This window comes from Bradyrhizobium sp. Leo170 (assembly GCF_004296405.1).
Taxonomy (GTDB): Bacteria; Pseudomonadota; Alphaproteobacteria; order Rhizobiales; family Xanthobacteraceae; genus Bradyrhizobium.
In genome coordinates this window covers 1-11,689 of record NZ_PSRR01000272.1, presented here as the reverse complement: position 1 = coordinate 11,689, position 11,689 = coordinate 1, and the positions used below count along the sequence as shown (strand labels likewise).

Below are 11,689 nucleotides of genomic sequence, written 5' to 3'. Positions count from 1 at the left end.
AGGAGGGTGGAAAGTGAAGCAAACCTCGGGCGCATCACGCCGCGAGAATGCAACCTCACATCCTCACGCTATTTGAAATTTGAATCATATCTCTCCCCCGTCGTCCCGAGCTTGCGCGCCGCGGCGAAGCCCCTTGGCGTAGCCGGGACCCGAGACCCATAACCACAGGCCATTGTCGTATGCTCCGCCGCAACCGCTTGCTCCCGCCACAACAGCCGCCTGTGGTTATGGGTCCCTGCTTTCGCAGGAACGACGTCGGTGTGATTGGCGCTTAACCCGCCGCATCAAGCGCAAGCATGCGTCCGTCTGCGCGAGTTGCATTCTCCTGCACCGCGTTCCGGCGGCCGACGATGTGGTCCGCCACGAACCCGGTGTCGCGTCCGATGCCGATGAACCGGCCCGAACCCCAGGTGTAAAGCCAGGGCAATCCGATCACATAGGCGCCATCGACCGAGGTGATGCCGCGCTTGTGCGTGGGATAACTTGCGCCGTCGAACAGCGGCAAATCGACCCACGACCAGTCCGAACGAAAGCCGGTGGTCCAGATGATGCTGGTGATGCCGACTGCCGCAAGGTCGAGCTCCGTCGGAGTCGTGGCGGGCGACCACACCGGCGCATAGTGCGGCGTCAGCGGCGCATCGATCCCGCCCCTTGCGATGTGGTCGTCGATCAGGCTGCAGATGCCGTTGTAGACGCGATCGGCATTGTCGAGGTTGGTCTTCAGATCGTCGCCGAGCCGCAACGTGGTGCCGCGCGCGTCCTTCAGGCGCCCGTAGAGTTTCATGCCTTCGAGCGCAAACTTGCGCAGGTCGATGTCGCGGCCGCCGTCGCGGCCGGTGAGATAGTGGTTGGCGTTCTTGCGAACCTTTTCCCGCAGTGGATGCTGATCCACCGGCAGATCGTACTGGCCGAGATCATCGAGCCAGTCGACGGCGTCGCGGCCGCGGTAGAAGCGAGGACAGCGCGGCGCACTGCCCACCGCGAGATGAACCTTGCGGCCGGCCAGATGCAGGTCCTCGGCGATCTGGCAGCCGGACTGGCCACTGCCGACGACGAAGATCTCACCCGATGGCAACTGGTCCGGATTGCGGTAGGCGGAAGAATGGATCTGCGTGATGGCCGGGTCCAGCCGCTCCGCGAACTCCGGAATCCTTGGGACGTGATATCCGCTCACCGCGAGCACGACGCTATCAGCGGCGATCTCGCCCGCGGTCGTCTCGAGCAGGAATCTTCCATCTGTCTGCCACAGCCTGACGACCGCAACGCCTTCACGGACCGGCGCCGCGATGTGCTTCGCGAAATCCTCGATATAGGCGACGATCTCCTCACGTAGCATGAAGCCGTGCGGATCGTTGCCGGCATAGGGAAAACCGGGAAGCTGGCACTGCCAGTTCGGCGTCACCAGGCAGAACGCGTCCCAGCGCTGCGTCTTCCAGGAATGGGCGATGCTGTTCTTCTCCAGCACCACGTGGTCGATATCGTGCCGGCTGAGTTGCGCGCTCATCGCAAGGCCAGCCTGTCCGCCGCCGATCACGACGACCGGGTAGTAAGAGTCGAGATCAGACATCATGAACTCCTGTTAGTCTTCGAACGAAACGATGGTGACGGAGGCCCCCGGCGTGGCCTCGAACCGGCTGGCCTTCTCCTCGATCCGGGCAAGCTGGCCGAGGGCGCGCGTGCAGAAGAAGCCGTATTTCTCGCGGACGCGCTCCGCTGCGATCGTCAGCGCAATGCGGCTGCGTTCCCGGAAATCGGCGAGCGGGTAGGTCGTGCCGACAGTGAGGTGGTCCTTGATGACGAGCGACGGCGAGTAGCAGGCTTCGATGCTTTCATCCGGCCAGCGCACATGGAAACGCATTTCAGGCATAGTGCACCTCGCTCATGCGGTGATAGGCCGGAAGGTGCGCCTCGGCGGTGCGGCTCCAATCGTGACGTTCGGCGACGTTACGTCCGTTCGCGGCGAGGCGGGAGCGAAGCGGCTCGGACAGCGCGCTGATGATGGCATTGGCGATCGAGCCTGCATGATGTGGATCGCACCAGGCGACGTCATCGTCGCCGAGATATTCGGTGAAAGGCGGGATATGCGAGACGATCACGGGAACACCGCTCGCCATCGCTTCAAGCACGACGAGGCCAAAGCCCTCGCGCAGCGACGGAAAGGCCAGGGCATCCGAAAGCCGATAGAGCGATGGCATTTCGGCATCGGCCAGCGGCCCGGTCTCGATCACCGCATTTGCCGGCAGGCCTGCATCCTGCAGTCGCAGCCGAAACTGCTGCTGGTAGGCGCCATGGTCGAGCAGCGAAGCGCCGCCGGCGATCACGAGCTGTGCGGAGCGGTGGACGGCATGGACCTGACAGAAGGCATCGAGGATCGCATGGGTATTCTTGCGCCGCTCGATGCCTCCGATCGCCAGCAGCACCGGTCCCTCGCGAAGGCCGAGCCGGGGGCGCAGTGCGCTATCGATGGGATTGGAGGCGGGCGAGTAGCGGCTGGTGTCGACGCCGTTGCCGACCAAGGTCGACGTGCAGGCCAGTTCGATCCTCAGCCGCTCCTGCCACATCCGGCTGACGACGAAGAGCTGATCGGCGAGAACGATCGAGCGCTGGTCGAGTTGACGCAACCGCACGTCGCGGAAGTCGTCGACATGATGGACGGTGCGGACGTAACCCTGGATCAGCCCGCGCTGCTTCAGCGTCGCCAGCGCATTGCCGGAGATGCCGTCTTGGGCGTGGTAGACATCGAATTGGCGATGTGCGGGATCGTCGAAATGCCGCACATAGTCCGCGATGCGCGTTTCCACCATCGACGTGACGTCATCAGAGACAGCCGACGCCGGCACCGATACGGTCGGCGCGAGACTGGAACGGAAGAAGCCCTTGCCGGTGCGATCGGGCGCATGCACGACGGCGACATGGCCGAGCCTCGTCAGGGCGTCGGCGAGTTCGAGCGCGTGCACCACGCCGCCGCGCGCATTGGTCGAGTGGGTCAGGATCGCGATGCGGAGCCGGGCGGATGAAGCGGTCATGCGACGCTCCGCTGAACGGGAGGCCGGGAGGGGCCGCAGCCGATCAAGGGCTGCCGTGCGAAATCCCACACCGTGGCGCGGTCGGAGCCTGCGCGAATGTCGACCGTGGTTCCGGCCATCACGTCGCCGACAGACGCAGCGGCGATGCCGCGCTGGCGGAAGCGGGCGAGCGCTTCGTCGATATGTTCCGGCTTGACCGACAGCAGGTAGCCGAAGCTCGGAAAGGTCTGCAGCCAGCGTTCGAGCGGAACGCCGTCCGGAATCGGTATCGCGTCGAGATCGAGGGCGAGCGCCACCTGCGAGCACTCGGCGAGCATCGCGGCGGTGCCGACAATACCGCCCTGGCTGATGTCCTTGGCGGCGCACACGAGTCCGGACTCGGCGAGCGACGGCAGGATCGCGATGTCGCCGCGCAGCCGTTCCGGCGGTGCGTCGGTTGCCGCTTCCCAGTTCGCGAACGGCTCGCGATAGCGACCGCGCAGATCGATGGCGGCAACGAGCTTGTCGCCTCGCCTCGCGTCGAAGCTCGTCAGCAGCCGGCGGGCGCGGCCGAGGATCGCGACGGCGAACTGGCTCTGGGTGCTGCGGACATTGGTGTGGCCGCCGATGACGGGGACGCCGAACGCCTTCGCCGCTGCCTTCAATCCGGCGAGGATTGGCGCCGCGTTATCCGCGCCGTCGGACCAGATTGCATTGACGATCGCGGTCGGCCGTCCGCCCATCGCCGCGACATCGGAGATGTTGACCATTGCGCCGCACCAGCCGGCGAACCAGGGATCGGCGGCGACGAATTCGTTCATGAAACCTTCGATGGCAAACAGGAGGTAGCCGTCACCATCCGCGATCGCGGCGCAGTCATCGCCCACCGGGATTGCCTGATCGCCCGACAGCTCGAGCGCGGCGGCGACCGCGGCGATGTCAGCCTTGGCGGCGATGCCGCGGCTCTTCCGAAGCCGTTCCGCAAGTTGATCGATGGCGACGCCGGAGAGCATGATCAGGCCGCCAGTTTCGCCAGCGAGAGGAAGCCGGTCTCAGGAGTGCGGAATGGCGGATAGTGATCGAGGTCCGCCTCCATGCGGTGATGTGGGCGGCCGTGCAGCTCGAACTCGCCGAGCGATCGCCAGTGCATGTGCTGGAACAGGAGCGCATTCTGGCTCTGCACATTGGCGAGGAAGCGCCGGCAGCCGCGCGCGTGCGCAGACGACACAGCAAGCCGGATCAGGCCGGCGCCGACCGCGCTCAGCCGGCGATAGCTCCTCGCAACCGCCAGCCGCGATCCCCACCAGACATCGGGTTCATGATCATCGCGGTGAATACGCACGGTGCCGACAACGTCGTCCTCTGCGACGCCGAGCAAGGACACGGCTACCAGCGGAATGGCAAAGTCGTCGATCGCATCGCGGTCATCATCGGCGAAGATGTGCTGCTCCTCGCAAAACACCCGGCGGCGGAGCGCAGCGGCCGCAGCCTTCTCCCAGGCTTCGGTTGCGAACTTCACCTGGAATTCCGGCGCAATGAACGGCTTGAAGGATTCGAAGATCATGCGCTCGCCCTCCGCTCATAGGTCGACAGCGCCGAGCAGGCGCCGCACTTGCCGCAGCCCGCCTTGATGTCGGAAGCGCGCAGGCCACCGTCCCGCAGCATGTCCGCAAGCGGCCGCAGGATGTCGTGCATGAACGAAGGAGGTGGTGTCGGATGGCTCTCCAGCGGAGTGCCGGCGATCGGCACAAAGGGAACGACGAATGGATAGACGCCGATGTCGATCAGTCGCTGCGAGGTGGCGAGAATTTTGGCGGGGCTGTCGCCGAGACCGGCGAGGATATAGGTCGAGACCTGGCCGCGCCCGAACACCGGCACCGCCGCTGCGAAGGCTTCGAAATAGTCGTCGATGGAGACCTGGGCCTTGCCCGGCATGATCCGTTGCCGCACGTCGGGGCCGATGACTTCCAGGTGCATGCCGAGCGCGTCGACGCCGGCATCCTTCATGCGGCCGAACCAGGCGAAATCGTCCGGCGGTTCGCATTGCGCCTGGATCGGCAGGTCGACCACGCCTTTGACGGCCGCAGCGCTCTCGGCAAGGATCGCCGCGCCACGATCGGCGGTGCGCGGTGTGCCTGTGGTCATCACCATGTGGCTGATACCGTCGAGTTCGACGGCGGCCTTCGCGACTTCGGCAAGCTGCGCCGGCGTCTTGTGCTCGACCGTGCGTCCCGCCGCGAGCGACTGGCCGATCGCGCAGAACTGGCAGGTCTTGGTGCGGCTCTGATAGCGGATGCAGGTTTGCAGCACCGTGGTCGCGAGCACGTCACGCCCATGCAGCGTCGCGATCTTGGAATAGGGGATGCCGTCGGCGGTAGAGAGCTCGTAGAATTTCGGCCGCAACGGGAACGAGACGTCGGCGAGCACGATGCCGTCGCGCGAGATGCGGCTGCGGCCGGCGGCATCCGGGCGCTCGACGAGGTACGGGCTCTCGAACGCCGGCGCATTATGGACTGGCACCATCACGGTGGAGCCATCGATGGTGAACGGCGTATGGTCGGAGGGGCCGGCGCCACCCCGGCGGCTGATGCCGCCGTTCCTGGGATCAGCGAGGCGTACTCCGAAGGACTGCAACTCGTTGATCAACTCCTCGGTCGGCATCGCCTTGAGGCGCTCGTGCGGCATCTGCTGTGTCATCGGATACGTCTCCCGGATTGGGCATGAGGCGGTTCGGGTGAGGGCCATGCATCGGACGCGCCGGCTGGTCGTTGAGCACGAGCGACAGGAGCTCGGGGCGGGCATAATGGCCGACCGAGTCCATCATCCGCTTGCGCTTGGTGATCAGCGCCATATCGAGGTCGGCGACCAGAATTCCTTCGCCGCTGGTGAGCGGCGGGACGAGGTGATTGCCTTCCGGCGAGACGATCGCGGTCATGCAGCCGCCGCGCAGGCCCTTGCGCAGGCCTTCGTCCGGCGAGATCTTCGCGATCTGCTCCTCGGAGAGCCAGCCCGTGGCGTTGACGACGAAGCATCCGCTTTCGAGCGCATGGTGGCGGATCGTCACCTCGATCTGGTCGGCGAAGATCTGCCCCACCAGCGAGCCCGGAAATTGCGCGGCGTGAATTTCCTCGTGCTGCGCCATCAGCGCGTAGCGGGCGAGGGGATTGTAGTGTTCCCAGCAGGCGAGCGCGCCGACGCGGCCGACGGCGGTATCGATCACCTTCAGTCCGGCGCCATCGCCCTGGCCCCAGATCATGCGCTCGTGGAAGGTCGGCGTGACCTTGCGCCGCTTCAGCGCGATCGCGCCGGTCGCATCGAATACGAGTTGCGCATTATAGAGCGAGCCGTGATCGCGCTCGTTGACGCCGAGCACGACCACCATGGCGTGGCGCTTGGCGGCTTGCGCGACGGCGTCGGTCACCGGGCCCGGCACCACGACGGCGTTGTCGTAGAGCTGGATATGCTCGGCGCCGCTCAGGACCGGCGGGCGGACGAAGGAAAAATACGGATACCAGGGAACCAGCGTCTCCGGGAACACGGCGAACTGGACGCCCTTGCCGGCCGCTTCCGCAATGGCCGCAAGGATCCGATCGACGGTTCCGCTCGGCGTCTCCAGATCGGGTGCGATCTGGATGGCTGCAGCCTTGACGATGCGTTTCGCTGTCACTGTCTCCTCCCTCGTCCGCTCGCGCAGGTTCGGCTCAGAGCGTCCAGGTGTGGAGCATGAAGGCGTTGTCGTTGCGGTGGATCAGGATCAGATCCAGCACGTCGAGCGGATTGATCGGCCGGATGCCCGGGATCAGGGATGGCTCGCCATGGCCGTACAGCGCCTGCAAGGCGAAGCGGCAGGCGTAGACGTTGCCGCCTTCGTCCATGAATTTTGCAAGCTGGTTGTTGAAGTTCTGGGCGCCGGGAAACGCTTCGTCGCCGATCTTCGGAAAGCCGCGCTGGACGCCGAGCGTGACGCCCGGACCGTAGAGCAGGATCGAGGTGTCAAAGCCCTTTCGTTTCAACCGAAGCGCCTGAAGGATGTTGACGAGACCGATCGAGCCTTCGAACGCGACAGTGTGGAACGTCACCAGCGCCTTCTCGCCGGGCTTGGCTTTGACGTCCTCGAAAACCTTCTCCTCATAATCGACAAGAAAATCGCCTTTCTGGCGAGCGGGCATCGTTACTGCGGGCATTGTACACCTCCTGCTCTCGTCCGGCCTCCCGGATCGATTTCAGGATTTGCAATCGATGTGCCAAATGCCTGTTTGCACGATAAATCATCAAAGCAGTCAATATACAGTCATGTATACAGTCAATCTTGACTGGATATCTGACGGGACTGTAGGGATTGTTTCTCTGCCGTCAGAAAAGCTGCCTCTCAGCACTGTGCAACGCGCTCGATTGTTATGCAGGCGCCTTCGTCGTGTGCCGCAGAAAGAATGGCAGTGCTTCGGACCTAATTGCGAGATGACGTGCAACAATATACGGTCAATTTTGAATTCATGTGCTAAATCTCGCAAATGACCGACTGGCGACCCGACCTCTCCAACAGTGACAAGCCGCGCTATCTCGCGATTGCCGACGCCATCGCCGATGATATCGCCGTCGGAAAACTTGTCATCGGCGACCGATTGCCGCCGCAGCGCAAACTGGCCAAGCGCCTCGACATCGACTTCACGACGGTGGCGCGCGGTTATGTCGAGGCGCAGAAGCGCGGGCTGATCGAGTCCAAGGTCGGGCAGGGAACTTTCGTCCGCGACAAGCCGCGGCCGCGGCGTTCGGCGCAGGCCTTTCCGCGGCGGCCGGTTGACCTCTCGATGAACCTGCCGCCCGAGCCTGATGACCTCGACTTGATCGCCAGGATGCAGGCGGGGGCGGACTACATCATACGCGATGTCGTCTCGCTGTTGCGCTACCAGGGTTTCGGCGGCACCCAGGCCGACAAGGATGCGGCGTCGAGCTGGCTCGGCCGGCGCGCGCTGGTGCCGGCGCAGAGCCGTATCTTCGTGTCGCCTGGCGCGCACCCGGCGTTGCTTGGCATTCTCTCGATCCTCGCAAAGCCCGGCGAGGTCGTGCTGTGCGAGGCCATCACCTATCCGGGGATACGCGCGATCGCCGCGCAACTCGGCATCACGCTGGTCGGCTTGCCGATGGACGATGACGGTGTCGAGCCGCAGGCCTTGACCGATGCGTGCAAAAAGCTGAAGCCGAAGGCGATCTATCTCAATCCGACGCTGCAGAATCCGACGACGCTGACGATTCCAGACTCTCGACGGCGCGACATCGTTGCAATCGCGCGGCGCTACAAGTTGCCGATCGTCGAGGACGATGCCTATGGCTTCATCCCCGAACACGGTCACGGCCACGCGCCGTTTGCCGCGATTGCGCCCGATCTCACCTGGCATGTCGCGGGCCTTGCAAAATGCATCGGCGCGGGACTACGCGCGGCCTATGTCGTGGTCCCCGATACGCGTTCGGCCTGGCCGTTCGCCTCCGCGCTTCGTGCAGCAACAGTCATGGCCTCGCCGCTCACGGTGTCGCTGGTGACGCGCTGGATCGAGGACGGCACCGCAGACACAATCCTGCGGTTCATCCGCACGGAGACGTCTGCGCGGCAGAGATTGGCGGCGGAGATATTGCCGAAAGGTTCCTATCGCGGGGACCTGCTCAGCTTCAACATCTGGGTCCCACTACCCGTGCCATGGACGCGCTCGGCATTCGTCGAGCACATGCGATCGACCGGCGTCGGTGTCGTCGCAAGCGATGCATTCGTCGTCAACGGATCTCCGCCCGAGGCAGTCAGGATATGCCTCGGCGGCCCCGTCAATCGAGCGCAGGTCAGGAGCGCGCTGGAGTATACCGCGCATGCGCTCGCCGAGAGTCCGGCTCTGGCATCGTCGTTTCTGTGACGTCGTTGAAGTCAGCGCAACAAATCTGCCGCGCATAGCCTGAAACAACAAGCGCTGCGATGTGCGATCGTCCGGCCAGCCTGTTCTGGCGCATAGGAAGACGGGCGCTCGTCATCACAGGCGCGAGGGTCCGCAGTCACAATTGAATGAACAGATCGGCCTTCTGCGCATAGCTTGATCAAGAGTGGCTCGCGGGATTTTCGACGCAGCCTCATCGCGTGAGGAGAAAAGTCCTGGCCAGCTCACCGGGTCTTGAGTGCTGCGATCCGCGTCATCACCGAATGTTGGCTGATCGTAGCAGTTTGTTGATGCCGAATACGTCGATCCGACATCCAATCGGCACCGTCGAAACCTAAATCGTTTTTTAGTTGAGAATGGGATGTTCGACCGCCACCTTGAAAGGCGTCGGCGACGCGACGTCTTTGAGCTTGTTCGGGCGGACTACCCACTAGAGGTATTCGGAAACGGAAGAGGTCGGGCCGCGGGTCGCTCCACGCAGCGGCAGATTTTGCTTGGAGGCATGGATGATTGTGCTGTCACGTTCTTTCGTTCGCAAACGCGTGATCTCAATTGCGACGACAGCCTCGGTCGCGGCGACGTCGTTCGTGTTGGCCCAGAATCCCACCAGGGCGTATCACGTTCGCGGGGCCATGCCGGTTCAATATGTGGCCGATCGGCCCGACTATGCCGACGAGCAGCCGTTCCTTTCAGAAAACGATGCCGCCATGAACAAGATGATGGCGGACATGACGATCAAGCCGACCGGCGATGTCGACCGTGATTTCGTCGCGATGATGGTCCCGCACCATCAAGGCGCGATCGATATGGCGAAGGCCGTCCTTCGCTACGGCCATAACGAGCAGCTTCGCCGTCTCGCGCAGGAAATCGTCGTAACTCAGCAGCAGGAGATCGCGGCGATGCGGCTTGCGGTTGGAGAGGAGTTGCCGCCGTCGGTTGCGGCGTCGACACAGCCGGGTGCTGCGCCTGCGCCGCAGCCGGATACGATGCCTGCCATGCACTCACCGGACGCGATGTCTAACCATACAATGCATATGCAATAGGGGACGAAACAATGAGGATGTCGGCTCTTGCATCTCGCCGGAGCATGGGGCGTGGCGAAGACAAAATTCAGCGACGTTACGTGGTGATCGCAGAGGGCGTTCCGGACAAGCCCGGTCACGTCGTGCAGGTGCAATTGAAATAGGCGCGCTGCCGGGTTGCGTAAGGACCAGCAGGGCGGCGCGCGGTTAAGGACCGATTATGGGTATCGTTCGCTTCGCTCTGCGGTTTCCACATACATTCTATGTGGTCGCTGCGCTGATCCTGTTTCTGGGTGCCGTCGTCAGCTACAAGATGCCGACGGACATCTTTCCGGAAATCAACATCCCCGTGGTGACGGTGATCTGGAGCTACACCGGGCTGAGCACGCCCGAGATGGAGCAGCGCGTAACCACCTACAGCCAGTATTCGATCAGCTCCAACGTCAACGGCATCCGGAACATCGAAGCCCAGACCATGGCGGGGCTGTCGGTGCAGAAGATCTACTTCCAGCCCGACGTCAATCTCGACCTCGCGATTTCCCAGATTGTAGCCGCGACCAACTCGATCCGTGCGTTGATGCCGCCGGGGATCCAGCCGCCGGTGGTGGTGCAGTTCAATGCCTCAAGCGTTCCGGTGCTGCAGATCAGCCTGAGTTCCGACACGCTCAGTGAGCAGCAGCTCTACGACTACGGCATCTATCGTATCCGTCAGCAATTGGCGCCGATCCCCGGCATCACGCTGCCGACGCCGGCGGGCGGCAAGTACCGCCAGATCATGGTCGACATCGATCCGGAAAAGCTGCTCGCCAAGGGATTGACGCCGCTCGACGTGGTGAACGCCGTCAACACCCAGAACCTGACATTGCCGGCAGGCACGGCGAAGTTCGGCAAGACGCAATATGCCATCCGCACCAATGCGACGCCGCCGAGCATCGACGACCTCAACAACATTCCGATCAAGGTGGTGAACGGCGCGACGGTGTTCGTCAAGGATGTCGGACAGGTGCATGACGGTTGGCTGGTGCAGCAGAACGTCGTGCGGCAGAACGGCCGGCGCTCGGTGCTGCTCAGCATCATCAAGAACGGCAATGCCTCCACGCTCTCCGTGGTCAATGCCGTGCACCAGGCGTTGCAGACCGCGCGCGCCGCGGCACCTCAGGGTATGCAGATCAATGAACTGTTCGATCAGTCGGTGTTCGTGAAGGAGTCGGTCACGGGCGTGCTGCGCGAGGGCGCGATCGCCGCGGCGCTGACGGCGCTGATGATCCTGCTGTTCCTTGGATCGTGGCGCTCGACCGTGGTGGTCATGATCTCGATCCCGCTCTCGATCCTGGCTTCGCTGATCGTGCTTTATTTCCTCGGCGAAACGTTGAACACGATGACGCTCGGCGGGCTGGCGCTCGCGGTCGGCATTCTCGTGGACGACTCGACGGTCACGATCGAGAACACCCATCGGCTGCTTACCGAGGAGGGGATGCCGCTGCCGCAGGCGACGCTGTACGGCGCCGCAGGCATTGCCGTGCCGACCTTGGTCTCGACGCTTGCGATTAGCTGCGTCTTCACCTCCGTGGTGTTCCTTGACGGGCCGGCAAAATACCTGTTCACGCCGCTCGGCCTTGCCGTCGTGTTTGCGATGCTGGCTTCCTACGGTCTTTCCCGAACCCTGACGCCGATCATGATCGGCCTGCTGCTGAAGGGCGAACATCACGCCGCGCCGGGAGTGGCGGCGGCCGGCTTGTTCGCC

12 protein-coding genes are annotated in these 11,689 nt (G+C 63.6%); 3 read left to right on the top strand and 9 right to left on the bottom strand.

Annotated features, from left to right (window positions below; all coding sequences use genetic code 11):
• Window positions 1-271: 271 nt before the first annotated feature.
• Genes CWO89_RS32490 through CWO89_RS32455 form a run of 8 tightly spaced genes read right to left on the bottom strand, consistent with a single transcriptional unit; the run spans window position 272 to window position 7,189 of the window.
• Complete coding sequence (locus tag CWO89_RS32490; RefSeq protein WP_394568678.1) at window positions 272-1,570, bottom strand: MSMEG_0569 family flavin-dependent oxidoreductase; 1,299 nt, start codon at window positions 1,568-1,570, stop codon at window positions 272-274.
• Between the two features lie 9 nt (window positions 1,571-1,579).
• The gene (locus CWO89_RS32485; protein WP_130582578.1) at window positions 1,580-1,867 is read right to left on the bottom strand and encodes an MSMEG_0570 family nitrogen starvation response protein; all 288 of its coding nucleotides are present in this window, start codon (window positions 1,865-1,867) and stop codon (window positions 1,580-1,582) included.
• Window positions 1,860-3,026 carry an MSMEG_0565 family glycosyltransferase gene (locus CWO89_RS32480; protein ID WP_130582577.1) on the bottom strand — a complete coding sequence of 389 codons (1,167 nt, stop codon included), beginning with the start codon at window positions 3,024-3,026 and terminating at the stop codon, window positions 1,860-1,862. The genes CWO89_RS32485 and CWO89_RS32480 overlap by 8 nt, the downstream gene beginning before the upstream one ends.
• Complete coding sequence (locus CWO89_RS32475) at window positions 3,023-4,018, bottom strand: sll0787 family AIR synthase-like protein (RefSeq protein WP_130582576.1); 996 nt, start codon at window positions 4,016-4,018, stop codon at window positions 3,023-3,025. Before CWO89_RS32475 ends, CWO89_RS32480 begins: the two co-directional genes overlap by 4 nt.
• Before the next feature lie 2 nt (window positions 4,019-4,020).
• On the bottom strand, window positions 4,021-4,569 hold the full coding sequence (locus CWO89_RS32470) for an MSMEG_0567/Sll0786 family nitrogen starvation N-acetyltransferase (protein ID WP_130582575.1): 549 nt from the start codon (window positions 4,567-4,569) through the stop codon (window positions 4,021-4,023).
• Complete coding sequence (locus CWO89_RS32465; protein WP_245476684.1) at window positions 4,566-5,702, bottom strand: MSMEG_0568 family radical SAM protein; 1,137 nt, start codon at window positions 5,700-5,702, stop codon at window positions 4,566-4,568. Before CWO89_RS32465 ends, CWO89_RS32470 begins: the two co-directional genes overlap by 4 nt.
• Window positions 5,611-6,672 (bottom strand): Nit6803 family nitrilase, encoded by a 1,062-nt coding sequence (locus CWO89_RS32460; RefSeq protein WP_130582574.1) that lies wholly within the window; start codon window positions 6,670-6,672, stop codon window positions 5,611-5,613. The genes CWO89_RS32465 and CWO89_RS32460 overlap by 92 nt, the downstream gene beginning before the upstream one ends.
• A 34-nt stretch (window positions 6,673-6,706) precedes the next feature.
• Entirely contained in the window at window positions 6,707-7,189 is a 483-nt protein-coding gene (locus tag CWO89_RS32455; RefSeq protein WP_130582573.1) for an MSMEG_0572/Sll0783 family nitrogen starvation response protein, read from the bottom strand.
• Window positions 7,190-7,516: 327 nt separating this feature from the next.
• Here CWO89_RS32455 and CWO89_RS32450 point away from each other — a divergent pair, with 327 nt between their 5' ends.
• The gene (locus tag CWO89_RS32450) at window positions 7,517-8,905 is read left to right on the top strand and encodes an aminotransferase-like domain-containing protein (protein ID WP_130582572.1); all 1,389 of its coding nucleotides are present in this window, start codon (window positions 7,517-7,519) and stop codon (window positions 8,903-8,905) included.
• Window positions 8,906-9,353: 448 nt separating this feature from the next.
• Here CWO89_RS32450 and CWO89_RS48280 read toward each other — a convergent pair whose 3' ends face one another.
• Window positions 9,354-9,530 carry a hypothetical protein gene (locus tag CWO89_RS48280; RefSeq protein ID WP_165421419.1) on the bottom strand — a complete coding sequence of 59 codons (177 nt, stop codon included), beginning with the start codon at window positions 9,528-9,530 and terminating at the stop codon, window positions 9,354-9,356.
• Window positions 9,531-9,555: 25 nt separating this feature from the next.
• Here CWO89_RS48280 and CWO89_RS32445 point away from each other — a divergent pair, with 25 nt between their 5' ends.
• Together CWO89_RS32445 and CWO89_RS32440 are read left to right on the top strand one after the other, a co-directional pair.
• Window positions 9,556-9,966: a DUF305 domain-containing protein gene (locus CWO89_RS32445; RefSeq protein ID WP_130582580.1), complete on the top strand. Its 411-nt coding sequence runs from the start codon at window positions 9,556-9,558 to the stop codon at window positions 9,964-9,966.
• Between the two features lie 199 nt (window positions 9,967-10,165).
• On the top strand, window positions 10,166-11,689 hold a 1,524-nt coding region (locus CWO89_RS32440), incomplete at its 3' end, for an efflux RND transporter permease subunit (RefSeq protein WP_130582571.1).

Coding starts and splice junctions, on each gene's coding strand:
- CWO89_RS32450 (WP_130582572.1), top strand. CDS start 7,517: ATGACCGACTGGCGACCCGACCTCTCCAACAGTGACAAGCCGCGCTAT.
- CWO89_RS32475 (WP_130582576.1), bottom strand. CDS start 4,018: ATGCTCTCCGGCGTCGCCATCGATCAACTTGCGGAACGGCTTCGGAAG.
- CWO89_RS32470 (WP_130582575.1), bottom strand. CDS start 4,569: ATGATCTTCGAATCCTTCAAGCCGTTCATTGCGCCGGAATTCCAGGTG.
- CWO89_RS32455 (WP_130582573.1), bottom strand. CDS start 7,189: ATGCCCGCAGTAACGATGCCCGCTCGCCAGAAAGGCGATTTTCTTGTC.
- CWO89_RS32480 (WP_130582577.1), bottom strand. CDS start 3,026: ATGACCGCTTCATCCGCCCGGCTCCGCATCGCGATCCTGACCCACTCG.
- CWO89_RS32445 (WP_130582580.1), top strand. CDS start 9,556: ATGCCGGTTCAATATGTGGCCGATCGGCCCGACTATGCCGACGAGCAG.
- CWO89_RS32485 (WP_130582578.1), bottom strand. CDS start 1,867: ATGCCTGAAATGCGTTTCCATGTGCGCTGGCCGGATGAAAGCATCGAA.
- CWO89_RS32465 (WP_245476684.1), bottom strand. CDS start 5,702: ATGACACAGCAGATGCCGCACGAGCGCCTCAAGGCGATGCCGACCGAG.
- CWO89_RS32490 (WP_394568678.1), bottom strand. CDS start 1,570: ATGATGTCTGATCTCGACTCTTACTACCCGGTCGTCGTGATCGGCGGC.